The sequence below is a fragment of the Streptomyces sp. ITFR-16 genome (genome assembly GCF_031844705.1).
Lineage (GTDB): Bacteria > Actinomycetota > Actinomycetes > Streptomycetales > Streptomycetaceae > Streptomyces.
In genome coordinates, this window is the sequence record NZ_CP134609.1 from 6,065,264 (window position 1) to 6,087,205 (window position 21,942).

Consider the following 21,942-nt stretch of genomic DNA (forward strand, 5'->3'; position numbering starts at 1 on the left):
GGTGGAACGCGTGGACCGTTGCGTCGTCCTGGTGGACGCCGGCTACTTGCTGGGCGCAGCCGCGAGCCTGCTGGCAGGCGAGCCCGCCCGTTCCCGCATCACCGTCGACCACGCGGCGCTGATCCAGGGGCTGCGCGAGCGGGCCGAGGCCGACACCGAGCAGCCGCTGCTGCGGATCTACTGGTTCGACGGCGCCCCCGACCGCGTGCCCCAGCCCGAGCACCGCAGGCTGCGGGTCATGCCGCGCGTGACGGTCCGGCTGGGCGCACTCACCCGCAGTGACGGGCGCTGGGCGCAGAAGGGCGTCGACGCCGCGATGCACGCCGAGCTCACCGAACTCGCCAGGAACCGGGCCTGCTCCGACGTGGTCCTGGTGACCGGCGACGGCGATCTGCTGCCCGGTCTGATGTCCGCCAAGGAACACGGCGTCGCCGTCCACCTCTGGGCCGTCCAGGCCGCCGACGGCGACTACAACCAGTCCGAGGACCTCGTCGCCGAGGCCGACGAGCGCCGGGTGCTGGACCGGGCCTGGATCACCCAGGCGGTACGGGCCAAGGAGACCGGCGGGGCCTGTGCGCCGCCGCCCGTCCCGGGCCCCGAGATCACCGCGATCCTGTCCGCGCCGCTGCCCGAGGCGGCCCTCCAGGCCTCCGCCGAGCGCGCCTCCCGGGCCCAGGCCGAAGCCGCCCGCACGGGGACGCCCCCGCCGCCCGAGGAGGGTGCGGGACCGCCCGCGCACAGCCACCCCGGCAGGGGCGTGCCCACCCCGAAGGACCTCGCGGGCACCCTGCGCGGGCCCGCCGCCCCGGCGGAGCGGCACCCGGCCCCGCCGCCCGCCAACGCCACGCTGCGCTGGTCCTCGGACCGGGGCTGGGTGGAGCGCGGCGGACCGCTCGGCGAGCCCCCCGAGACCGCATCGCTGCCCACCCTCGCCCAGCTCACCAGCGCCGAGCAGCGCTGGGCGGACCGCGAGGAGGACATCACCACGGTCGGCGGCGACCCCTTCGAGGTGGGCCAGGTCTTCGCCCGGCGGTGGATGGAGCGGCTGCCGGAGACCGCCCATCTGCAGAAGCTGTCCACGATGTACCCCCGCATCCCGCACCGCATCGACGGCGAGCTGCTGCGGTACGCGGCCCGGTTCGGACTGCTCGCCCACAAGGACGACCAGATCGACGAGCACGACCGGTACGCGATCCGGGCCGGGTTCTGGCGCGAGATCGACGTACGGGCCGCGGCCGAGCACGCCCCGGGGGAGCGGCCGGCCGAGAAGGCCGGGAAAGCGGCCCCCGCTGGAGACTGAGGCCACATCCGGGCCAGCCCCGCTCAACCCGGCCGGTGTTTGCTGCGTTGATGTCCGATCGGTGCGGCCCCGGGCGTAATGCGGGTCCCCGGACCCCGTACCCTCGTACCTCGTGAGCACGGGGACAGCACAGGCGCGGACAGCGAACGGCACCGTGTGCGCGGTGCGTGATCTGGTCAAGACCTACCCCCCGGCCCGGGGCCGGCGAGGCACTCCGCCCACCCCCGAGGTCCGCGCCACCGACGGCATCAGCCTGGACGTCCGGCGCGGCGAGATCTTCGGACTGCTGGGCCCCAACGGCGCCGGGAAGACCACCCTCGTACGCCAGCTCACCGGGCTGATGCGGCCCGACTCCGGCAGCGTCGACATGCTGGGCCACGACCTCGTACGCCACCCCGAGCGGGCCTCCCGGCTGGTCGGCTACCTGGGCCAGGAGTCCACCGCGCTCGACGAGCTGACGGTCGCCCTGGCCGCCGAGACCACCGGGCGGCTGCGCGGACTGCCGGTGCGCGAGGCCCGTGCCGAGCGCGACGCCGTCTTGGACGAACTCGGCCTCACCGAGCTCGCCGGCCGCCCCCTGAAGAAGCTCTCCGGCGGCCAGCGGCGGCTCGCCTGCGTCGCCGCCGCGCTCGTCGGCGAGCGCCCGGTGCTCGTCCTGGACGAGCCGACCACGGGCATGGACCCGGTGGCCCGGCGCGCCGTCTGGGCCGCCGTCGACCGGCGTCGGGCCGAGCGCGGCGCCACGGTCCTGCTGGTCACCCACAACGTCATCGAGGCCGAGACCGTCCTGGACCGGGTCGCCGTCATCGAACGCGGCAAGGTCATCGCCTGCGACACCCCCTCCGGGCTCAAGGAGCGCGTCGCGGGCGAGGTCCGGGTGGAGCTGGTGTGGCGCGAGCGGGCGCCCCTGCACGTCCCCGAGGTCGCCGCGCTGCGCCCCTCGGCCCAGGAGTCCGGGCGCCGCTGGGTGCTGCGGCTCGCGCCCGAGGAGGCCCGGGCGGCGGTCGCCGCGGTGACCGGTGGCGCGGCCTTCGCCGCGCTCGACGACTTCACCCTGGCGACGCCGAGCCTGGAGGACGTCTACCTGGCGCTCGGCGGCGGCGTGACCAAGGGGCTGGTGAAGGCATGATCGGCGTGGGTGTCACCAAGGGACCGGTGAAGGCTGGTGAAGGCATGAGCGGAATCGGCGCGGCGGCCGGGGCTGTGGCGGCGCTCGCGCCGCGGGCCCGGCTGTTCCCCTCGCTCGCGGCCGTCTACCGGGCCCAGCTCTCCCGGGCCAGGGTCGCCCGCATCCCGCTGCTCTTCGTGGCCACCTTCCAGTCCGTCGGGATCATGGTCCTGATGCGGGGGGTCGTGGACGGGGGCTCCGAGGCGCGGGCCGTCGTCGCCGGGTCCAGTGTCCTGGTCGTCGCCTTCGTCGCGCTGAACCTGCTCGCCCAGTACTTCGGGCAGCTGCGGGCGGGCGGGGGGCTCGACCACTACGCGACGCTGCCGGTGCCGCCGGCCGCCGTGGTGCTCGGGGCGGCCGGGGCGTACGCCTCCTTCACCGTGCCCGGCACGATCGTCACGGCGGTGACCGGCAGTGTGCTGTTCGGGCTGCCGATGACGCACCTGTGGGTGCTGGTCGCCGTCGTCCCCCTCTCCGGGGCGGCCCTCTCCGGCCTCGGCGCCGCCCTCGGGCTGCTCGCGCCGCGCCAGGAGCTGGCCACGCTGCTGGGGCAGCTCGGGATGTCCGCGGCGCTGCTGCTGGGGGTGCTGCCGGCGGACCGGCTGCCGGGGCCGATCGGCTGGGCCCGCGATCTGCTGCCGTCCACGTACGGGGTGGAGGCGCTCTCCCGGTCTTTCGACGCCCACCCCGACTGGGCGGTCGTCGCCCTCGACCTCGCCGTCTGCGCCGTCGTGGGCGTGGTCTCGCTGGCCGTGGCGACCTGGGCGTACCGCAGGGCAGCGGTCCGGTGAGGCGCCGCACAGCGACGCCTGGCACGATGGCACGGTGACCGCACCCCTGACGCCGCCGCACCAGCCCTCCCCCCACGAGCCGTGGCAGACGCCGCCCGCAGGGGGCGGTCCCACCGGCTCTCACCAAGGCGTCCCGACCGGGACTCCGGACCGGGAGGAACTCCGCTCGGACCTGCGGCGGGCGGGCGTGATCGCCGCCGTCCTGACGGTCGCGGGGGTCCTGCTCGGGCTGCTGTGGCTGTGGCTGGCGCCCCGGGTGCCGCTGGTCTCCGACAACACCGCCGTCTTCCTCAGCGACAGCGAGGGCGAGGAGGCGATCGGGGCCGACGGAACGTTTGCGCTGCTCGGTCTCGCGTTCGGGGCGGTGTCGGCGGGGCTGGTCTTCTGGTTCCACCGGCGCGGCGGGATCCTGCCGGTCGTCGGGCTCGCGGTGGGCGGGCTGCTCGGGTCGGTGCTGGCCTGGCAGGTCGGTACGCGGCTGGGGCCGACCGACGACGTGGTCGCGCACGCGCGCGAGGTGGGCAAGGGCGTGATCTTCGACGCGCCGCTGGAGCTGCGGGCCAAGGGGGCGTTGCTGGCCTGGGCGCTGGCGGCGATGGTGGTGCATCTGGGGGTGACGGCGCTGCTGGGGCCGCGGGATCCTGAGCCGGAGTGGGGGGTCTATCACGGGGGTTCGGGGTATTACGGGGCGCCGCCGTCCGGTTCCGCGCCGTCGTCCACCTCGTCGCCGTCGTCCAGCTCGTCCCCGGCGGGTGAGTCGCCCAAGCCGGAGTCGCCGGAGGCCTCGGGCGGGGAGTGACGGTGGGCGGGCGCTGCGCGCGGGGGCTCTTCCCCTACCCGCCCCTTCCCTGATCCGGGGCTCCGCCCCGGACCCCGGTCCTCAAGCGCCGGACGGGCCGGATTCGGCCGGCGCGCTGGAGGACGGAACCGGGCCGGGGGGGGCGGTTCCTTCGCGGTGGCGGGAAACTCAGGCGCGGCCGATCGGCGCGAAGACCGCTGATGTCAGGGTGGCCAGGTCCGTCGGGGCCAGTTCGACCTCCAGGCCGCGGCGGCCCGCCGAGACGCAGATCGTGGCGTGGGCGCGCGCCGACGCGTCCAGCACCGTGGGCAGGCGCTTGCGCTGGCCCAGGGGGGAGATGCCGCCGCGGACGTAGCCCGTGGTGCGTTCCGCCGCCGCCGGGTCCGCCATCACGGCCCGCTTGCCGCCCACCGCCGACGCCAGGGCCTTCAGGTCCAGGGAGCCCGCCACGGGGACCACCGCGACCGTCAGGACGCCGTCCACGTCGGCCACCAGGGTCTTGAACACCCGGTCGGGGGAGACACCCAGGGCCTCGGCCGCCTCCTCGCCGTAGGAGGGCGACGCCGGGTCGTGTTCGTACGCGTGCACGGTGAACGCCGTGCCCGCCTCGGTCAGGGCGACCGTGGCGGGGGTGCCGCCGGACCGGTTCTGCTTCTTCGGTTTCTTCGCCATGTCAGTTGGGGTGGGTCGGGGCCCGGGTCAGGTCCACCGCCGGCAGCGACGGCAGATGCCGGATGACGGCGGTCTCGGCGCGCAGGAGCTTCAGCTCCTCGCGGAGCCGGGTCGCGGTGTCCGGGGCCTGGAGCAGGCGCTGCTTGGCGGGGACGTCGAGGACCGCGGCGGCGGCGACCAGATAGGAGACGACCGAGGGGTCGTCGGGCAGGTCCGCGCCCGTGGTCAGGGAGCGCTCGCTGGCGCCGGCCAGCCGCTTCTGGTAGCTGCGGAAGGCCCGCAGGACGCCCTCGGCGAGCGCGCCCGCCTCCTCGCCCGGGTCCTCCTCCAGCTCTTCGAGCTCGGCCGTGAGATACGGGCCGCTCGCGTCCACCGAGAGGATCCTGACCCGGGTCGTGCCGGTGGCCAGGACCTCGAAGCTGCCGTCGGCCCGCTCCCTGATGGTCGCCGCGTCGGCGACGCAGCCCACCCGGTGGAACGTCTGGACCGGGTCGGGCCCGAAGCCGTCCGCCGGGCCGCGCTCGACGGGCGTGCTGACCGCCTCCGGCATGCCGGAGGCGGTCGGGGCGGTCTCGCGGCCGTCGCGGATGGCGACCACGGCGAAGCGGCGCGGTTCGTCCTCGTCGGTCTTCAGCAGCTCGCGCATCATGGCGCGATACCGCTCCTCGAAGACGTTGAGCGGCAGCACGAGGCCGGGGAACAGCACCGCGTTCAGCGGAAACAGAGGCAGGCGAGCGGTGGTCACAACGCTCAAGCGTAATGGCCGCGGGGGTGCCCCCGGTCGGCCCGGTGGCGCAACGGCGTCCGCGAGGCCACCCGGAGCCGCGCGCCGTCCCGCGCGTCGAGGAACCGGCCGAGCGGATCGTCGGAGACCGAGGCCCACGGGAAGGAGGCCGCGTGCGGTCCGATCTGCCGGAACTGTTCCAGCGCCTCGTCCCAGCGGCCCCGCGCCACCAGCACGTACGCGAGCAGATTGCGCACCTCGGCCGGCCACGGGTCGCCCGGGGCGAAGGCCGCCGACAGCGAGATCGCCAGATCCGCCGCGGTGTCGATGCGCTCCTCCTGCACCGAGGTGGTGCGGGCGCCGGAGCCCTCGGCCAGTACGGCGAAGGCGGCCCGCAGCGGCAGTGCCTGGACCAGGGAGCTGGGCAGCGAGTCCTCGGCGGCCCGCTCGGCGAAGTCGAAGCACTCGCGGTGCGAGCCGTACCAGGCGGCCGAAAGGTACTGCAGGGCCGCGACATGGCAGCCGTAGTGGTGCGTGGAGCGCTGGAGGGCCTCCTCCCACAGGGTCTCGAACGTGGTGTGCGTGGCCTGCGTGCCCCGGGCATGGTCCAGCGCCAGGCGCCAGGGCACGGGGTCGCGCGGATCGCTCTCCGCGGCCGCCGTGATCATCGGCCCCACCGCGCGCAGCTGCTCCGCGCGGGCGGGCGACTCCCAGGCGCGGTCGACGGCGAGCTGGGCCTTGACGAGCAGGGCGTCGGGATCGTGCGGGGCCGCGGACAGCCAGTCGCGGAGCCAGCCGTCCCGGTTGCGGGCGAAGGCGACGAGCCGGCTCAGATAGCGGTCCCGGCTCTCCCACTCGGCGGCGTCCCGGGTGGTGGCCAGCAGCTTCGCGGCCGGTTCGTACTCCCCGAGGGCGGCCGCCACCAGCGCGGGCGAGAGCCGCTCGTCGGGGGCGTCGAGCATCACCGCGTGGTCCGCGGGCAACCCGGTGGACAGCTCCGGGGTGTGCCGGATCACACGCGCGGTACGGAGCAGAGCGCGGAGGAAAGGCATGGTGCAGACCATTGAAAAGCGCTGGTGGAGACGGCGCCAGAGGGGCGCTGTGAAGCTTTGGTGCCGAGTGGATGGGTTGCTCCGGCCGGAGTCAAGAAAAGGCAAAGGAAATCGTGGATTCTGGCTGATTCCTGACGGTCGGGGGCAGACGGTCCGTGGTGTGTCCGCTGCCGGGTGGGGCCGGGCGGCCCAGGCGGGGGCGGGGATCGCGGCCCGGCGGGCGGGGCCGGAGGCGGTCGCGGTCAGCCGCGGCGCAGCATTCGCGAGGCGCCGGCCGCGACGGTGGTGGCCAGTATCCAACCCAGCAGCACCAGGACGGCCGAGGCCCACTGCCAGCCGCCCTGCAGCCGCCAGTAGCCGTCCTGGCCGAGATTGATCACCGGGATCAGCAGATCCAGGGCGTAGAGCGCCGCGTTCCACTGCGGATGCTCCCCGCCCTTGATCGCGGCCGGCTCGTGCCGCGAGAAGGCCAGCGTGCCCGCCGCCCACAGCACGGCCATCCACACCGCGGCCCGCCCCGGCCGGTAGCCGTACGCCACCGTCCAGTCCTGGAGATAGCCCCAGAGCTTCGCGGCCGGCGGCAGCGTCTCGCGGCGGCGCCGCTGCTTGGCGAGCAGCACCTCGCGGGCGTCCGCGTCCTCCCCGCTGCCGCGCAGCACGGCGGCCAGCCGTTCGTACGGCTCCGGCACGTACTCCGGGGTCGCCGCCGCCACCCACTCCAGGCGCCGCGAGAGCGGGAAATGCCCGTACGGGACGAGGTTCTCGTAGACGAACCCGCCCATCGCCAGACCGCCCGGGCCCGGCCAGCTCGTCGAGACGTCGATCAGCGTGACGACCTTCGCCCCGTTGAGCACGACGCGCCCCCGGGCCGGGCGCTCGGGGTTGAACCGCAGCTCGGGCGCGACGATCCGGCGCAGCGACAGCTCCTCGTGGGCGGCCAGCACGAACACGGCCTTGTGCAGGTCGACCGCGTCACCGAACCGGCCGTCGTCCAGCCGCACCCCGCCCCGGCAGCGGAAGGCCTGCGCGCGGGTGCCGTGCGCAGGGGTCGGGGAGGTGACGATGCCGAACGGGGGAGTGGTGCCCTGGTTCCCCGTGTCCACGCTGACCCACGCCTCGCTCATGTAGAGGGTGCGCTCCACGCTCAGCTGCGGTGCGTTCAGCGCGCGGCGGCCCTGGGCCGCCCGCAGCCGGCTGCCGCGCAGACTCAGCGAACCGCCCACCTTCGTCCCGCGCAGGCTCAGCTCGCCGAGCGTCTCGATCATCTCCGCCTGGAGGTCCTGGGCGACCGCGAGCCCGTCCCCGATGAGGGCCCGGCCCTGCCGGTCGGGGCCGATGTCGATCTGGTTGATCAGCAGGTCCGTACCGATCTGGGCGTCCGTGAGCCGGATCCCGCGCTCGACCCGGCAGCGCGGCAGATGGAGATCGCCCTCGGTGCGCAGCCGGGCCGCCTCCAGCCGGGGGATCGCGCACCCCACCATCCGCAGCGTCGTGAAATGGCACTCGGGGAGCACCACCTCCTCCTCGAACCGGCAGCCGGTCAGCTCCACATACGGATCGACGCGCCCGCCCGCCAGGTCCAGCTTCCCGGTGATCAGCACGCCCCGGAGCTTCAGCGCCGTCACCCGGCCCGGTCTGGCCCCGGGCCCGCTCAGCAGCAGCCGGGCGACGACCCGGGCCGCCACACTGCGTTCGGGGCCCCAGGGGTACGGGGCGAACGGATCGTCGCGCGCCCCGTCGCGGGCGCGCAGGTCGTAGGTGGTGCCGTTTCTGAAGGACTGCCACATGCCCAGCTCGGCCGCGCTCAGGCCGTCCGGGAGATCCCCGTCGTTCCGCTCCGTCACGGGTGCCCCTTTCGTTCGGAGCTGTGATCCCGTTATTCCCTCTGAGTGACCGGGTGAACGCACATAGTCAGCCGTCGCAGCGGGGGCATGTATCAGCCAGTGATACGGACGTCCGGGCGCCGATGGCGGTCTGCGAGAATTGCGGTGTGATCTCTCGAATCGATCTGCGCGGCGATGCCCTCCCCGAGGGCGGCGCCCTGCGCGACCTGCTGCCCCGTGCCGAGTTCGACGTGGAAGCCGCCCTGGAGACGGTGCGGCCCATCTGCGAGGACGTACGCCATCGTGGCTCGGCGGCAGTGATCGACTGGGGAGAGAGGTTCGACAAGGTACGGCTGGAGTCGATCCGGGTCCCCGCGAGCGCGGTCACCGACGCCCTGGAGGCGCTCGATCCGGCCGTGCGCGCCGCCCTGGAGGAGTCGATCCGCCGCGCCCGCCTCGTCCACCGCGAGCAGCGCCGCACCACGCACACCACCCAGGTCGTCCCCGGCGGCACCGTCACCGAGAAGTGGGTGCCTGTCGAGCGCGTCGGGCTCTATGTGCCGGGCGGCCGCTCGGTCTATCCCTCCTCCGTCGTGATGAACGTGGTCCCCGCGCAGGAGGCCGGCGTCGAGGGCATCGCCGTCGCGTCCCCGCCGCAGAGCGAGTTCGGCGGACTGCCGCACCCCACGATCCTGGCCGCCTGCGCCCTGCTCGGCGTCGACGAGGTGTACGCCGCCGGCGGCGCCCAGGCCGTCGCGATGTTCGCGTACGGCACCGAGGACTGCCTGCCCGTCGACCTCGTCACCGGCCCCGGCAACATCTACGTCGCCGCCGCCAAGCGCCTCCTCAAGGGCCGTATCGGCATCGACGCCGAGGCCGGACCCACCGAGATCGCGATCCTCGCGGACGCCACCGCCGACCCGGTGCACGTCGCCGCCGACCTGATCAGCCAGGCCGAGCACGACCCGATGGCCGCCGCCGTGCTGGTGACCGACTCCGAGGAGCTGGCCGCCGCCACCGAGGCCGAGCTGAAGCCCCAGGTCGCCGCGACCAAGCACGTCAGCGACCGGATCGAGCCCGCGCTCGCCGGCCGGCAGTCCGCGATCGTCCTGGTCAACGACCTGGCGGACGGCCTCAAGGTCGTCGACGCGTACGCCGCCGAGCACCTGGAGATCCAGACCGCCGACGCCGCGGCCGTCGCCGACCGGGTCCGCAACGCCGGAGCGGTCTTCGTCGGCCCCTGGTCGCCCGTCTCGCTCGGCGACTACTGCGCCGGCTCCAACCACGTCCTGCCCACCGGCGGCTGCGCCTGCCACTCCTCGGGCCTGTCCGTGCAGTCCTTCCTGCGCGGCATCCACATCGTCGACTACACGCGCGACGCGCTCGCCGAGGTCACCCACCACGTCGTGACCCTCGCCGAGGCGGAGGACCTCCCCGCCCACGGCGCAGCCCTCAAGGCCCGGTTCGGCTGGAAGGTTCCGCAGCAGTGACGAACGACGGCACCACCGCGCGCAACGCCTGGGACGAGCTCCCCATCCGGGACGAACTGCGCGGCCAGTCCCCGTACGGGGCGCCCCAGCTCGACGTACCGGTCCGGCTGAACACCAACGAGAATCCCTACCCGCTCCCCGAGGCCCTGGTCGACCGGATCGCCGAACGGGTCCGCGAGGCCGCCCGCGGCCTCAACCGCTACCCCGACCGGGACGCCGTCGAGCTCCGTACCGAACTGGCCCGCTACCTCACCCGCACCGCCGGGCACGAGGTCGCCGCCGCCAACGTCTGGGCGGCCAACGGCTCCAACGAGGTGCTCCAGCAACTGCTGCAGACCTTCGGCGGCCCCGGCCGCACCGCGATCGGCTTCGAGCCCTCGTACTCCATGCACGCCCTCATCGCCCGCGGCACCGGAACGGGGTGGATCTCCGGCCCGCGCCACGAGGACTTCACCATCGACGTGGACGCCGCCCGCGCCGCCATCGCCGAGCACCGGCCCGACGTCGTCTTCATCACCTCGCCCAACAACCCCACCGGCACCGCCGTCGACGCGGAGACCGTCCTCGCGCTGTACGACGCCGCGCAGGCCGCGAAGCCGTCCATGGTCGTGGTCGACGAGGCGTACGGCGAGTTCAGCCACCACCCCTCGCTGCTCCCGCTGATCGAGGGCCGCCCCCACCTGGTGCTCTCCCGCACCATGTCGAAGGCGTTCGGCGCCGCCGGGCTGCGCCTGGGCTACCTCGCCGCGGCCCCGGCCGTCGTCGACGCGGTCCAGCTGGTGCGGCTGCCGTACCACCTGTCCTCCGTCACCCAGGCCACCGCGCTCGCCGCCCTGGAGCACACCGATACGCTCCTGGGGTACGTCGCGCAGCTCAAGAGCGAGCGCGACCGGATCGTCACCGAGCTGCGCGCTCTCGGCTTCGACGTCACCGACTCGGACGCCAACTTCGTCCAGTTCGGCCGCTTCGCCGACAGCCGCACCGCCTGGCGGTACATCCTCGACCGGGGCGTCCTGGTCCGGGACAACGGCGTACCGGGATGGCTGCGGGTCTCCGCAGGGACCCCGGAAGAGAACGACGCGTTCCTCGATGCGGTGCGCGAACTGAAGAAGGAGCACGACGCATGACTCGCGAGGCCCGCGTAGGAAGAGTGGAGCGGACCACCAAGGAAACCTCCGTGGTCGTCGAGATCAACCTCGACGGCTCCGGCAAGGTCGATGTCGCGACCGGGGTCGGCTTCTACGACCACATGCTCGACCAGCTCGGCCGCCACGGACTGTTCGACCTCACGGTCAAGACCGACGGCGACCTGCACATCGACTCCCACCACACCATCGAGGACACCGCCCTTGCGCTCGGCGCCGCCTTCAAGCAGGCGCTCGGCGACAAGGTCGGCATCTACCGCTTCGGCAACTGCACCGTCCCGCTGGACGAGTCGCTCGCCCAGGTCACCGTCGACCTCTCCGGCCGCCCCTACCTGGTGCACACCGAGCCCGAGAACATGGCGCCGATGATCGGCGCCTACGACACGACGATGACCCGGCACATCCTGGAGTCCTTCGTAGCCCAGGCCCAGATCGCCCTGCACGTCCACGTCCCGTACGGGCGCAACGCCCACCACATCGTGGAGTGCCAGTTCAAGGCGCTCGCCCGCGCCCTGCGCTACGCCAGCGAGCACGACCCGCGCGCGGCCGGCATCCTCCCCTCCACGAAGGGCGCCCTGTGACCGGCCTCAACACCGTCCTGATCCTGGTCGGCCTCTTCCTGGCCGGCGGGGTCTACTCCTTCTCCAAGCAGGGGATGCCCAAGAGCATCATCGTGCTGCTCACGATCGCCTCCGTGATGTGCCTGGTAGCGGGCGTCATGCGGATCCAGGGACTCTGGGACTGAGGGAACAGACGTGGATACCAAGAAGAAGGTCGTCGTCTTCGACTACGGCTTCGGCAACGTCCGTTCGGCCGAGCGAGCCCTCGCCCATGTCGGCGCCGACGTCGAGATCACCCGCGACTTCGACACGGCCATGAACGCCGACGGGCTGCTGGTGCCAGGCGTCGGCGCGTTCTCCGCCTGCATGGAGGGGCTCAAGGAGGCCCGCGGCGACTGGATCATCGGCCGCAGGCTCTCCGGCGGCCGGCCCGTCATGGGCATCTGCGTCGGCATGCAGATCCTTTTCGAGCGCGGCATCGAGCACGGCGTGGAGACCGAGGGGCTCGACGAGTGGCCCGGCACGGTCGGCCCGCTCAAGGCCGACGTCGTCCCGCACATGGGGTGGAACACCGTCGAAGCCCCCGAGGACTCCCGGCTGTTCGCCGGACTCGACCCCGAGGCCCGCTACTACTTCGTGCACTCCTACGCGGCGCACGAGTGGGCCCTCGAAGTCACCAACGCGCGGATCCGTGCCCCCAAGGTCACCTGGGCCACGCACGGCGAACGGTTCGTGGCGGCCGTGGAGAACGGCGCGCTGTGGGCCACCCAGTTCCACCCCGAGAAGTCCGGCGATGCCGGCGCCCAGCTGCTGACCAACTGGATCGAGACGCTGTAATGCCGAAGCTTGAACTGCTCCCCGCCGTAGACGTGCGCGACGGCCAGGCGGTCCGCCTGGTGCACGGCGAGTCCGGCTCCGAGACCTCCTACGGCTCCCCGCTGGAGGCCGCACTCGCCTGGCAGAGCGCCGGCGCCGAGTGGCTGCACCTCGTCGACCTGGACGCCGCCTTCGGCACCGGCGACAACCGCGCCCTCATCGCCGAGGTGGCCGGCGCCATGGACATCAAGGTCGAGCTCTCCGGCGGCATCCGCGACGACGCCTCGCTGGCCGCCGCCCTCGCCACCGGCTGCCGCCGCGTCAACCTCGGCACCGCCGCCCTGGAGACCCCGGAGTGGGTCGCCAAGGTCATCGCCGAGCACGGCGACCAGATCGCCGTCGGCCTCGACGTGCGCGGCACCACGCTGCGCGGCCGGGGCTGGACCCGCGACGGCGGCGACCTCTACGAGACGCTGGAGCGCCTCGACTCCGAGGGCTGCGCCCGCTACGTCGTCACCGACATCGCCAAGGACGGCACGCTCCAGGGCCCCAACCTGGGCCTGCTGAGGGACGTCTGCGCGGCCACCGACCGCCCCGTCGTCGCCTCGGGCGGCGTCTCCTGCCTCGACGACCTGCGCGCGATCTCGCTGCTGGTCCCCGAAGGGGTCGAGGGCGCGATCGTCGGCAAGGCGCTGTACGCGAAGGCGTTCACGCTGGAAGAGGCCCTGAAGGCGGTCGCCGCATGACCGAGTCCGTCCGGCGCGTCGCCTCCGGCGCCCCCTGGGAGGAGAAGTTCGGCTACTCCCGCGCGGTCGAGCTGCCCAACGGCCTGGTGCTGGTGGCCGGGTGCACGTCGGTGGTGGGCGGCGCGATCTCCGCCGGCGGCCCCTACGAACAGACCGTCACCTCCTTCCAGGCCGCCTTCGAGGCCCTGAAGCAGCTGGGCCTCGGACGCGAGGATGTGGTCCGCACCCGGATGTACGTCACGCACGCCCGGGACACCGACGAGGTCGGACGCGCCCACAAGGAGCTGTTCGACGACGTGCGGCCCGCCGCCTCCATGCTCATCGTGTCCGGTCTCGTCGACCCGAGCCTGGTCGTCGAGGTCGAGGTCGAGGCCTACCGGGCAGGTGCGCGATGACCCTCGCGGTACGCGTGATCCCCTGCCTCGACGTGGACAACGGCCGCGTCGTCAAGGGCGTCAACTTCCAGAACCTGCGGGACGCCGGCGACCCCGTCGAGATGGCGAAGCTGTACGACGCCGAGGGCGCCGACGAGCTGACCTTCCTGGACATCACCGCCTCCAGCGGCAACCGCGAGACGACCTACGACGTGGTGCGGCGCACCGCAGAGCAGGTCTTCATCCCGCTCACCGTCGGCGGCGGCGTCCGCACCGCAGACGACGTCGACAAGCTGCTGCGGGCCGGCGCGGACAAGGTCGGCGTCAACACCGCGGCCATCGCCCGGCCGGAGCTGATCCGGGAGATCGCCGAGCGCTTCGGCCGCCAGGTCCTGGTGCTCTCCGTGGATGCCCGCCGCACGCCGGACGGCACCTCCTTCGAGGTCACCACGCACGGCGGCCGCAAGGGCACCGGCATCGACGCCGTCGAGTGGGCGCACCGGGCGGCCGAACTCGGCGCGGGCGAGATCCTGCTCAACTCGATGGACGCCGACGGCACGAAGGACGGCTACGACACCGAGATGATCGCGGCCGTACGGGCGCAGGTCGGCGTCCCCGTCATCGCCTCCGGCGGTGCGGGCCGGCTCGCCGACTTCGCCCCGGCCGTCTCCGCCGGGGCCGACGCGGTCCTGGCCGCGTCCGTCTTCCACTTCGGTGATCTGCGGATCTCCGAGGTCAAGGGCGCGCTGCGGGAGTCCGGACACCCGGTCCGCTGAGCAACCGCACCTCCGGGGGCCGGACCGCGTGACGCGGTCCGGCCCCCGCGCGTATGCCCAGCGGGGGCTACCGGCCGGAAGGTCGCAGGACCGTGATGAAGAAGCGCGGCGCACACCCCTGGGTACCGACTGCGCACCGCCCCGAATCGTGCAACTTTTATTGCGCAACAGATATTGCGCAAGTTTTCTTTCCTATCTACCGTGGGGGCATGCCAAGCAACGAATCACGCCGGGTGTCCGACCTCGGCACCCTCAAGGCGTTCGGACACCCGCTGCGGATGAAGCTGTACCGCGCCCTCTACATCGCCCGGCAGGCCACCGCCTCCCAGCTCGCCGAGCAGGTCGACGAGGCGGTCTCGCTCGTCAGCTACCACCTGCGCAAGCTCGCCGACCACGGCCTGATCGAGGAGGCCGAGCGGGAGGGCGCGGACGGACGCGAGCGCTGGTGGCAGCCCGCCTCGAAGGGGCTGCGCTTCCACGACGAGGACTTCAGCGACGCACCCGAGAAGGCCGCCACCCACACCGCCGTCAGCCGGCTCTCCTTCGACCAGCACGCCGAGATGTACCGCCGCCACCTCGACGCGCACCGCAGCTGGCCCCCGCAGTGGCGCAGGGCCGCCTTCGGCTCCGAATACCTGGCCCGGCTCACCGCCGGGGAACTCGCCGCGCTCGAACGGGAGATGGACGCGCTCGTCAAGCGGTACGAGGAGCAGGGCCGCACCCGCGAGGAGGCCGGCGACACGGCGGACCGCGAGAACGTCGCGCTGCATCTGTACGGCTTCCCGTTCCGCACCTGACCCGCCACCCGAGAGGACGACCCCGTGACCGTCACCCTCATCGCGGCCGAGGCCCCGGCGCGCCCCGCCCACCGCGACGGCAACGTCCTGCGCTGGCTGGGCGCCTACACCGCCTCCATGATCGGCGACAGCGTCTACTACATGGCCCTGGCCTGGGCCGCCGCCCGCACCGGCGACGCCTCGCAGACCGGCCTGGTGCTGGCCGCCGGCTCCCTGCCCCGGGCCCTGCTGCTGCTCGGCGGGGGAGTGCTCGCCGACCGGCTCGGCCCGCGCCGCGTCGTCGTCACGAGCGACACGGCCCGCTGCCTGGTCGTCCTGGGCCTGGCCGGCGCCCTGCTCCTCACCTCGCCCGCGGTGTGGATGCTGATCGCCGTCGCGCTCGTCTTCGGCGCGGCCGACGCCCTCTTCCTGCCCGCCGTCGGGGCCCTCCCGCCGAGGATCACCGCCGCCTCCCAGCTCGCCCGCGTCCAGGGGCTGCGCGGCCTCGCCTCCCGGGGCGCCAACGTCCTCGGCGCGCCGCTCGGCGGCGTCGCCGTGGCTCTCGGCGGACCCGTCCTGGCCTTCGCCGCCGCAGGCGTGCTCTTCGCCGTCTCGCTGCCGCTGCTGCTGGCGGTGCGGATGACCCCGCCGGCCGTACGGGACACGGCCGAACCCGCCGGCACCGCTTGGCGCGAACTGGCCGACGGGCTGCGCCACATCCGCCGCCACCCGCTCCTGGGACCGCTGATGCTCGTCATCGCCGTCAGCGAACTGGGCTTCGTCGGACCGCTCAACCTCGGCCTGATCCTCCTCAGCCAGGAGCGCGGCTGGGGCGCCTCCGGCATGGGCTGGGTGCTGGCCGCCTTCGGCACCGGCGCCGGCGCGTCCGCGCTGCTGCTCGCCGTGCGCGGCCGGATACCCCGGGCCGGACTCGTCATGTGCCTGACCGTGCTGACCAGCGCCGTCGCCGTGGCGGCCCTGGCGTACGTGCCCTCCGTGCCGCTCGCCGCCGGGGTCGCCGTCCTCATCGGACTCCTCGCGGGCCTCGGCGGCGCCCTGTGCGGCGCACTGACGCAGACCGCCGCCGACCCCGCCTGCCTGGGCCGGGTCACCTCGGTCTCCACGCTGTTCACCCACGCCCTCTCGCCGCTCAGCTACCCCGTCACCGGCGCGGCCGTCGCCCTGTGGGGCACCGGCCCGGTCTTCGTCGCCGGCGCCGCGCTGTGCGGGGCCGGCGCGGTGACCGGCCTGGCCTTCACCCGGCTGCGCCGCGCGGAACTGCCACGCTGAGGCGGCCCCGTACGGCAGGGCGCTACATCCCGAGCTTCGCCGTCGTCACCCGGCCGATCGCCTCCGGCTCGCCCTCCAGCTCCACCCGCGCCGCGTCCTGCCGCCCGAACGCGAACAGCAGCAGCTCGCCCGGCTCACCGGTCACCGTCACCACCGGGGTGCCCTTGTGCGCCACCGCCGTCTGCCCGTCCGGCCGCCGCAGCACCAGCCCCACCGGCGCCTTGCGGCCCAGCACCCGCGCCGCCTTCTCCGTACGCGACCACAGGACGTCGGCGAAGACCGGGTCCAGCTCCCGCGCCGACCACTCGGGCTGCGCCCGGCGCACGTCCTCGGTGTGCACATAGAACTCGACGGTGTTGGCCGCCTCGTCCAGCTGCTTCAGCCCGAACGGGGACATCCGGGGCGGCCCCGTACGGATGAGCTGGATCAGCTCCTCGTACGGCTTCGCGGTGAACTCGGCCTGCACCCGGTCGCGCCGGTTCTTCAGGGGGCCGATCAGCGTTCCGGCCGCCGCGTCCGGGCGGCGCTCGCGCACCACCACATGGGCCGCCAGGTCGCGGGCATTCCAGCCGTGGCAGAGAGTCGGGGCCTCCGGGCCCACCGCCTCCAACAGGTCGGCAAGCAGAAGTCGTTCGCGCTTCGCATGGGTCGACATGCCCGCCAGCGTACGACCGGCGTCCACCGTCCGCCCAGTGGACGCACGCCCGAATGCCCTCCCCGGCCACGGCACAATGGGCACATGACCAGCACGCCCACGCCCGGCACCCCCCGGCCCGCCAGCGACCTCGACCCCGCCATCGCCGCCCGCCTCAAGCGCGGCGCCGACGGGCTGGTCCCGGCCATCGCCCAGCAGTACGACACCGGCGAGGTGCTGATGCTCGGCTGGATGGACGACGAGGCGCTGCACCGCACCCTGACCACCGGCCGCTGCACCTACTGGTCGCGCAGCCGCCAGGAGTACTGGGTCAAGGGCGACACCTCCGGCCACATCCAGCAGGTCAAGTCCGTCGCGCTGGACTGCGACGCCGACACCGTGCTCGTCAGGGTCGACCAGACGGGCGCCGCCTGCCACACCGGCGACCGCACCTGTTTCGACGCCGACGTCCTCCCGCTCGGACAGTAGGGTCTGCGGCCATGGACCTCGACACCTTCCGCAAGCTGGCCGTCGACCGGCGCGTCATCCCCGTCACCCGCCGGCTCCTCGCGGACGGCGACACCCCGGTCGGCCTCTACCGCAAGCTCGCGGGCGAGCGCACCGGCACCTTCCTCCTGGAATCCGCGGAGAACGGCCGCACCTGGTCGCGCTACTCCTTCATCGGCGTCCGCAGCGCCGCCACGCTCACCACCCGCGACGGCGAGGCCCACTGGGACGGCACCCCGCCCGTCGGCGTCCCGGTCGACGGCGACCCCCTCCAGGCCCTGCGCGCCACCATCGAGACCCTGCACACCCCGCACGACCAGGAATCCGGCCTCCCGCCCTTCACCGGCGGCATGGTCGGCTACCTCGGCTACGACATCGTGCGCCGGCTGGAGAGGATCGGCGAGAGCGGCGGCGACGACCTGAGGCTCCCCGAGCTGACCATGCTGCTCACCTCCGACCTCGCGGTCCTGGACCACTGGGACGGCAGCGTCCTGCTCATCGCCAACGCCATCAACCACAACGACCTGGCCACCGGCGTCGACGAGGCGTACACCGACGCCGTCGCCCGGCTCGACGCGATGGAGCAGGACCTGCGCCGCCCCGTCGAGAACGCCCCGGCCGTGCTGCCGCCCTCCGAGCTCCCGCCGTACACCGCGCTGTGGGGCGGCAAGGCCTACCAGGACGCCGTCGAGGACGTGAAGGAGCGCATCAGGGCGGGCGAGGCCTTCCAGGTCGTCCCCTCCCAACGCTTCGAGACCCCGTGCACCGCGAGCGCCCTGGACGTCTACCGGGTGCTGCGGGCCACCAACCCCTCGCCGTACATGTACCTCTTCCGCTTCGACGGCTTCGACGTCGCGGGCTCCAGCCCCGAGGCGCTCGTCAAGGTCGAGGACGGCCGGGCGATGGTCCACCCCATCGCCGGCACCCGGCACCGGGGCGCCACCCCGCAGGAGGACCAGGCGCTCGCCGACGAACTCCTCGCCGACCCCAAGGAACGCGCCGAGCACCTGATGCTCGTCGACCTCGGCCGCAACGACCTGGGCCGGGTCTGCGAACCCGGCAGCGTCGAGGTCGTCGACTTCATGTCGATCGAGCGGTACTCCCATGTGATGCACATCGTGTCCACGGTCACCGGGAAGGTCGCCGAGGGCCGCACCGCCTTCGACGTTCTCACCGCCTGCTTCCCGGCCGGCACCCTCTCCGGCGCCCCCAAGCCCCGCGCCATGCAGATCATCGAGGAACTCGAACCCACCCGCCGGGGGCTGTACGGCGGCTGCGTCGGCTACCTCGACTTCGCCGGGGACTCCGACACCGCCATCGCGATCCGCACCGCCCTGCTGCGCGACGGCACGGCCTACGTCCAGGCCGGCGCCGGGGTCGTCGCCGACTCCGACCCGGTCGCCGAGGACACCGAGTGCCGCAACAAGGCCGCGGCGGTGCTGCGCGCCGTCCACACGGCCAACCGGCTACGGGACAGCGGCCGGCGCGCCTAGAGGGCCTGCGGGCGCCCGCGACAGGGGGGCGGTCGGGCTTTCCCGGGACGTAAGGGATAGTGGAGGGCGTGAGTGCTGTCCCCGTACCCCAGCCCCGTGCCGAAGCCGCCGCCGCGTCCGACAGCCCAGGCAGCCGCCGAAGCCTGGCCGCCGGCCTGCTCCTCGGGGCGGCCGGCGCCACTGTCGTCCTGCTCTCCTCCGGGCAGACCTGGGCCGAGGGCAAGGCCTCGGTCGGCGGCGGAGCCCTCGCGCTGAGCGCCGAGGGCCAGGACGTCACCGGCGTGCCCGCCGCCCTCGCCATAGTCGGCCTGGCCGCCCTCGTCGCGGTCTTCGCCGTCCGTGCCGGCAGCCGCCTGCTCGTCGCCGGACTGCTGGCCCTCAGCGGACTCGGCGCCGCCCTGAGCGCCTACCTCGGCGCCTTCGACAGCGACGCGCTCGACGCCAAGGCCGCCCAGAGCACCGGCGACAGCTCCGCCACCATCGAGGCCCTCAGCCACACCGCCTGGCCCTACATCACGGCCGCCGGCGGCCTGCTGATCCTGCTCGCCGGGCTGCTCGCCCTGCGCTACGGCAGCCGCTGGCCCACGATGTCCGGACGGTACGAGCGCGACGGCACCCCGCGCCCCCGCAAGGCCCCCCGCACCGCCCCCGACCCGGACCGGCCCGAGGACCTGTGGAAGGCCCTGGACCGCGGCGAGGACCCGACGCGCGAGGCATGACCCCCCAGCTCACGTCCGGCCCGCCCGTACGGGACAATGTGCGTGAGCTCGCAGCAGGCGGCACCCCCAGCGGCACCGGCCCTGCGCACAGCCACCCGAGCGATACCCACAGCGCATCATCAACGAGGAGCAACTCATGGCGGGCAGCAGCCACGGACACACCCCGGCCGCCTGGACCGGTGTCATCATCGCCTTCATCGGCTTCTGCATCGCGGGCGTCTTCATGGTCGCGGCCAACCCGCTCGGCTTCTGGGCCGGCATGGCCGTCGTCGTCCTCGGCGGTGTCGTCGGTCTCGCGATGAAGGCGGCCGGCCTCGGCATGCCGAAGGAGTCGGCGGACGTGGCGGCGGCCCGGGCCCGCGCCGGACAGGCCCAGACCTCCTGACCCCCTCCCCGGGCCGTGTCCGGGACGGTACGCACGCGAGGCGCAGCCCGGTCCGGGCTGCGCCTCGCCGCGTCAGCGGCGACAATCACCGGGTGGACGCCTCGCCTTCCCCCGCCCCGCCGGCCCCGGACCGCCCGCCGGTGACCGGCCCGCCCCCCACGCCCGGCGTGCCCGGCCAGGGGCCGCCGGTCTTCCCGCCCGCCCCCGTGCCCGCCTCGCGGCTGCGCCGGATCGCCGCCCCGGCCGGGGTCCTGGCCGTCGTCGCCGGGGCCTTCGCGTACGTGGGCTCCGTCGACCCGAACGAGCCGGGCCACTACCCGGTCTGTCCGCTGCTCCGGTTCGCCGGGATCTACTGCCCCGGCTGCGGCGGGCTGCGCAGCGCCCACGCCGTCGCCCACGGCGACCTCGCGGCGGCGCTCGGCTCCAACGCCCTGGCCGTCGTCGGCTATGCGCTCTTCGCCGTGCTCTGGGTCCTGTGGACCGTGCGCGCCGCCGCCGGCAGGCCGGTGCGGATCGACCTGAAGCCGGTGCACTGGTGGGGGATCGGAGCCGTGCTGCTGATCTTCACCGTCGTCCGGAACCTGCCGTTCGGATCGGCGCTCGCGCCGTGAATGCCCAGGTAGTGGGACACCCGACGGCCGGATGCGGGCCCACCGGCCTCCTGCGGATACCATCGGTATGGCTGATCCTGTGCCCCGATATGTTTCTTTGCCACCGTCCCGGAAGGGGGCCGCTCGCGTGAGTGTGCTCGACGAGATCATCGACGGCGTCCGCGCCGACCTCGCGGAGCGGCAGGCGCGCGTCAGCCTCGACGAGCTCAAGGAACGCGCGGCCCGCGCTCCCCAGGCCAAGGACGGAGTCGCCGCCCTGCGCGGCGAGGGCGTGACCGTCATCTGCGAGGTCAAGCGCTCCAGCCCCTCCAAGGGCGCGCTCGCCGCCATCGCCGACCCGGCCGCGCTCGCCGCGGACTACGAGGCCGGCGGCGCGTCCGTCATCTCGGTCCTCACCGAGCAGCGGCGCTTCGGCGGCTCGCTCGCCGACCTGGAGGCCGTCCGCGCCAAGGTCGACATCCCGATCCTGCGCAAGGACTTCATCGTCACCTCCTACCAGCTGTGGGAGGCGCGTGCCTACGGCGCCGACCTCGCGCTGCTGATCGTCGCCGCCCTCGACCAGGAGGCCCTGGTCTCCCTGATCGAGCGCGCCGAGTCCATCGGCCTGACGCCGCTGGTCGAGGCGCACGACGAGGAGGAGGCGGAGCGCGCGGTGGACGCCGGCGCCCGCATCATCGGTGTCAACGCGCGCAACCTGAAGGACCTCAAGGTCGACCGCTCCACCTTCGAGCGCGTCGCCCCCGAGATCCCCGACCGCATCGTCAAGGTCGCCGAGTCCGGCGTCCGCGGCCCGCACGACCTCATCGCCTACGCCAACGCCGGCGCTGACGCCGTGCTGGTCGGCGAGTCCCTGGTCACCGGCCGCGACCCGCGCGCCGCCGTCGCCGACCTGGTCGCCGCCGGCGCCCACCCCGCGCTCCGGCACGGACGGGGCTGACCCCGCCCGATGTCCGCCGACCGTTCCGTGCCCCGCGTCCGGCCGGGCCTGCGCCCCGCCGGGGCGCGCCGGCCGCTGGGACGCGACCCGCACGCGCCGCTGGCGCGCGGCTGCCGCCCCCGCGGCTGCCGCGCCCCCGCGCGCCGGGTGCACGGCCGACGGGTGCGGTACGTGATCGGTGACGAACCCGGTCAGGTCAACGGCATGCGATGGCGCACGGGGTCCGCGCAGTAGAGCGAGCCCCGGCCGTCGTCACCCCGCCCACGAGGCGCGGTCGCGCACGACCGCATCCGCCCGGCCCCCGGCCGCGGCGGCGCTCCGCTCACGGCGCACTACGGTGAACCCACCCATGCC

26 protein-coding genes are annotated in these 21,942 nt (G+C 73.9%); 21 read left to right on the forward strand and 5 right to left on the reverse strand.

Annotated features, from left to right (window positions below):
- Nucleotide 1 precedes the first annotated feature (1 nt).
- From RLT58_RS26820 to RLT58_RS26835, 4 genes are all read left to right on the forward strand, one after another.
- Nucleotides 2-1,300, forward strand: coding sequence for an NYN domain-containing protein (locus tag RLT58_RS26820; RefSeq protein ID WP_311312930.1), 1,299 nt, complete (start codon nucleotides 2-4; stop codon nucleotides 1,298-1,300).
- A gap of 154 nt (nucleotides 1,301-1,454) precedes the next feature.
- Nucleotides 1,455-2,429 carry an ABC transporter ATP-binding protein gene (locus RLT58_RS26825; protein WP_311314664.1) on the forward strand — a complete coding sequence of 325 codons (975 nt, stop codon included), beginning with the start codon at nucleotides 1,455-1,457 and terminating at the stop codon, nucleotides 2,427-2,429.
- Between the two features lie 44 nt (nucleotides 2,430-2,473).
- Nucleotides 2,474-3,259 (forward strand): ABC transporter permease, encoded by a 786-nt coding sequence (locus RLT58_RS26830; protein ID WP_311314665.1) that lies wholly within the window; start codon nucleotides 2,474-2,476, stop codon nucleotides 3,257-3,259.
- Nucleotides 3,260-3,293: 34 nt separating this feature from the next.
- Nucleotides 3,294-4,058 (forward strand): ABC transporter permease, encoded by a 765-nt coding sequence (locus RLT58_RS26835; RefSeq protein ID WP_311312931.1) that lies wholly within the window; start codon nucleotides 3,294-3,296, stop codon nucleotides 4,056-4,058.
- 168 nt (nucleotides 4,059-4,226) lie between these two features.
- Here RLT58_RS26835 and ybaK read toward each other — a convergent pair whose 3' ends face one another.
- The 4 genes from ybaK to RLT58_RS26855 all read right to left on the reverse strand — a co-directional run bounded on the left by ybaK (nucleotide 4,227) and on the right by RLT58_RS26855 (nucleotide 8,350).
- Nucleotides 4,227-4,730, reverse strand: coding sequence for a Cys-tRNA(Pro) deacylase (gene ybaK, locus RLT58_RS26840; protein WP_311312932.1), 504 nt, complete (start codon nucleotides 4,728-4,730; stop codon nucleotides 4,227-4,229).
- 1 nt (nucleotide 4,731) lies between these two features.
- Nucleotides 4,732-5,475: an LON peptidase substrate-binding domain-containing protein gene (locus RLT58_RS26845; RefSeq protein ID WP_311312933.1), complete on the reverse strand. Its 744-nt coding sequence runs from the start codon at nucleotides 5,473-5,475 to the stop codon at nucleotides 4,732-4,734.
- 5 nt (nucleotides 5,476-5,480) lie between these two features.
- Nucleotides 5,481-6,518, reverse strand: coding sequence for a hypothetical protein (locus RLT58_RS26850; protein ID WP_311312934.1), 1,038 nt, complete (start codon nucleotides 6,516-6,518; stop codon nucleotides 5,481-5,483).
- Nucleotides 6,519-6,748: 230 nt separating this feature from the next.
- Nucleotides 6,749-8,350 (reverse strand): oxidoreductase, encoded by a 1,602-nt coding sequence (locus tag RLT58_RS26855; RefSeq protein WP_311312935.1) that lies wholly within the window; start codon nucleotides 8,348-8,350, stop codon nucleotides 6,749-6,751.
- Between the two features lie 146 nt (nucleotides 8,351-8,496).
- On the opposite strand from RLT58_RS26855, the gene hisD reads away from it, so the two are divergent.
- The 10 genes from hisD (at nucleotide 8,497) to RLT58_RS26905 (ending at nucleotide 16,302) form a co-directional block, all read left to right on the forward strand.
- Nucleotides 8,497-9,819 carry a histidinol dehydrogenase gene (hisD, locus tag RLT58_RS26860; RefSeq protein ID WP_311312936.1) on the forward strand — a complete coding sequence of 441 codons (1,323 nt, stop codon included), beginning with the start codon at nucleotides 8,497-8,499 and terminating at the stop codon, nucleotides 9,817-9,819.
- Nucleotides 9,816-10,946 (forward strand): histidinol-phosphate transaminase, encoded by a 1,131-nt coding sequence (locus RLT58_RS26865; protein ID WP_311312937.1) that lies wholly within the window; start codon nucleotides 9,816-9,818, stop codon nucleotides 10,944-10,946. The genes hisD and RLT58_RS26865 overlap by 4 nt, the downstream gene beginning before the upstream one ends.
- Nucleotides 10,943-11,545, forward strand: a complete 603-nt coding sequence (gene hisB / locus RLT58_RS26870; RefSeq protein WP_136328297.1) for an imidazoleglycerol-phosphate dehydratase HisB — start codon at nucleotides 10,943-10,945, stop codon at nucleotides 11,543-11,545. Before RLT58_RS26865 ends, hisB begins: the two co-directional genes overlap by 4 nt.
- Nucleotides 11,542-11,709: a CG2302 family histidine operon protein gene (locus tag RLT58_RS26875; protein WP_311312938.1), complete on the forward strand. Its 168-nt coding sequence runs from the start codon at nucleotides 11,542-11,544 to the stop codon at nucleotides 11,707-11,709. The genes hisB and RLT58_RS26875 overlap by 4 nt, the downstream gene beginning before the upstream one ends.
- Before the next feature lie 10 nt (nucleotides 11,710-11,719).
- A complete protein-coding gene (gene hisH / locus RLT58_RS26880; protein ID WP_311312939.1) occupies nucleotides 11,720-12,361 on the forward strand; it encodes an imidazole glycerol phosphate synthase subunit HisH in 642 nt (213 codons plus the stop codon).
- Nucleotides 12,361-13,086 carry a bifunctional 1-(5-phosphoribosyl)-5-((5-phosphoribosylamino)methylideneamino)imidazole-4-carboxamide isomerase/phosphoribosylanthranilate isomerase PriA gene (priA, locus tag RLT58_RS26885; protein ID WP_311312940.1) on the forward strand — a complete coding sequence of 242 codons (726 nt, stop codon included), beginning with the start codon at nucleotides 12,361-12,363 and terminating at the stop codon, nucleotides 13,084-13,086. The genes hisH and priA overlap by 1 nt, the downstream gene beginning before the upstream one ends.
- A complete protein-coding gene (locus RLT58_RS26890) occupies nucleotides 13,083-13,481 on the forward strand; it encodes a RidA family protein (RefSeq protein WP_311312941.1) in 399 nt (132 codons plus the stop codon). The genes priA and RLT58_RS26890 overlap by 4 nt, the downstream gene beginning before the upstream one ends.
- Complete coding sequence (hisF, locus tag RLT58_RS26895; RefSeq protein ID WP_311312942.1) at nucleotides 13,478-14,236, forward strand: imidazole glycerol phosphate synthase subunit HisF; 759 nt, start codon at nucleotides 13,478-13,480, stop codon at nucleotides 14,234-14,236. The genes RLT58_RS26890 and hisF overlap by 4 nt, the downstream gene beginning before the upstream one ends.
- A gap of 209 nt (nucleotides 14,237-14,445) precedes the next feature.
- Entirely contained in the window at nucleotides 14,446-15,033 is a 588-nt protein-coding gene (locus RLT58_RS26900; protein WP_311312943.1) for an ArsR/SmtB family transcription factor, read from the forward strand.
- A 24-nt stretch (nucleotides 15,034-15,057) separates the two neighbouring features.
- Complete coding sequence (locus RLT58_RS26905; RefSeq protein WP_311312944.1) at nucleotides 15,058-16,302, forward strand: MFS transporter; 1,245 nt, start codon at nucleotides 15,058-15,060, stop codon at nucleotides 16,300-16,302.
- A 22-nt stretch (nucleotides 16,303-16,324) separates the two neighbouring features.
- Here the strand turns inward: RLT58_RS26905 and RLT58_RS26910 are convergent, their stop codons facing one another.
- On the reverse strand, nucleotides 16,325-16,957 hold the full coding sequence (locus RLT58_RS26910; protein WP_311312945.1) for a TIGR03085 family metal-binding protein: 633 nt from the start codon (nucleotides 16,955-16,957) through the stop codon (nucleotides 16,325-16,327).
- An 84-nt stretch (nucleotides 16,958-17,041) separates the two neighbouring features.
- On the opposite strand from RLT58_RS26910, the gene hisI reads away from it, so the two are divergent.
- From hisI to trpM, 7 genes are all read left to right on the forward strand, one after another.
- Nucleotides 17,042-17,425, forward strand: coding sequence for a phosphoribosyl-AMP cyclohydrolase (gene hisI / locus RLT58_RS26915; protein WP_311312946.1), 384 nt, complete (start codon nucleotides 17,042-17,044; stop codon nucleotides 17,423-17,425).
- 11 nt (nucleotides 17,426-17,436) lie between these two features.
- Nucleotides 17,437-18,936 carry an anthranilate synthase component I gene (locus tag RLT58_RS26920; RefSeq protein ID WP_311312947.1) on the forward strand — a complete coding sequence of 500 codons (1,500 nt, stop codon included), beginning with the start codon at nucleotides 17,437-17,439 and terminating at the stop codon, nucleotides 18,934-18,936.
- Nucleotides 18,937-18,995: 59 nt separating this feature from the next.
- Entirely contained in the window at nucleotides 18,996-19,655 is a 660-nt protein-coding gene (locus RLT58_RS26925) for a TIGR02234 family membrane protein (RefSeq protein ID WP_311312948.1), read from the forward strand.
- Nucleotides 19,656-19,791: 136 nt separating this feature from the next.
- Nucleotides 19,792-20,040 carry an HGxxPAAW family protein gene (locus tag RLT58_RS26930; protein ID WP_311312949.1) on the forward strand — a complete coding sequence of 83 codons (249 nt, stop codon included), beginning with the start codon at nucleotides 19,792-19,794 and terminating at the stop codon, nucleotides 20,038-20,040.
- A 167-nt stretch (nucleotides 20,041-20,207) separates the two neighbouring features.
- Entirely contained in the window at nucleotides 20,208-20,651 is a 444-nt protein-coding gene (locus tag RLT58_RS26935; RefSeq protein ID WP_311314666.1) for a DUF2752 domain-containing protein, read from the forward strand.
- A gap of 127 nt (nucleotides 20,652-20,778) precedes the next feature.
- Complete coding sequence (trpC, locus tag RLT58_RS26940) at nucleotides 20,779-21,588, forward strand: indole-3-glycerol phosphate synthase TrpC (protein ID WP_311312950.1); 810 nt, start codon at nucleotides 20,779-20,781, stop codon at nucleotides 21,586-21,588.
- Between the two features lie 9 nt (nucleotides 21,589-21,597).
- Nucleotides 21,598-21,822 carry a tryptophan biosynthesis modulator TrpM gene (gene trpM / locus RLT58_RS26945; RefSeq protein ID WP_311312951.1) on the forward strand — a complete coding sequence of 75 codons (225 nt, stop codon included), beginning with the start codon at nucleotides 21,598-21,600 and terminating at the stop codon, nucleotides 21,820-21,822.
- Nucleotides 21,823-21,942 lie beyond the last annotated feature (120 nt).

Excerpts from the sequence above, each read along its gene's own strand:
- RLT58_RS26930 (WP_311312949.1), top strand. The coding sequence starts at position 19,792 with ATGGCGGGCAGCAGCCACGGACACACCCCGGCCGCCTGGACCGGTGTC.
- hisB (WP_136328297.1), top strand. The coding sequence starts at position 10,943 with ATGACTCGCGAGGCCCGCGTAGGAAGAGTGGAGCGGACCACCAAGGAA.
- hisF (WP_311312942.1), top strand. The coding sequence starts at position 13,478 with ATGACCCTCGCGGTACGCGTGATCCCCTGCCTCGACGTGGACAACGGC.
- trpM (WP_311312951.1), top strand. The coding sequence starts at position 21,598 with ATGTCCGCCGACCGTTCCGTGCCCCGCGTCCGGCCGGGCCTGCGCCCC.
- RLT58_RS26890 (WP_311312941.1), top strand. The coding sequence starts at position 13,083 with ATGACCGAGTCCGTCCGGCGCGTCGCCTCCGGCGCCCCCTGGGAGGAG.
- hisI (WP_311312946.1), top strand. The coding sequence starts at position 17,042 with ATGACCAGCACGCCCACGCCCGGCACCCCCCGGCCCGCCAGCGACCTC.
- RLT58_RS26910 (WP_311312945.1), bottom strand. The coding sequence starts at position 16,957 with ATGTCGACCCATGCGAAGCGCGAACGACTTCTGCTTGCCGACCTGTTG.
- RLT58_RS26920 (WP_311312947.1), top strand. The coding sequence starts at position 17,437 with ATGGACCTCGACACCTTCCGCAAGCTGGCCGTCGACCGGCGCGTCATC.
- RLT58_RS26900 (WP_311312943.1), top strand. The coding sequence starts at position 14,446 with ATGCCAAGCAACGAATCACGCCGGGTGTCCGACCTCGGCACCCTCAAG.
- RLT58_RS26850 (WP_311312934.1), bottom strand. The coding sequence starts at position 6,518 with ATGGTCTGCACCATGCCTTTCCTCCGCGCTCTGCTCCGTACCGCGCGT.
- priA (WP_311312940.1), top strand. The coding sequence starts at position 12,361 with ATGCCGAAGCTTGAACTGCTCCCCGCCGTAGACGTGCGCGACGGCCAG.
- ybaK (WP_311312932.1), bottom strand. The coding sequence starts at position 4,730 with ATGGCGAAGAAACCGAAGAAGCAGAACCGGTCCGGCGGCACCCCCGCC.
- RLT58_RS26830 (WP_311314665.1), top strand. The coding sequence starts at position 2,474 with ATGAGCGGAATCGGCGCGGCGGCCGGGGCTGTGGCGGCGCTCGCGCCG.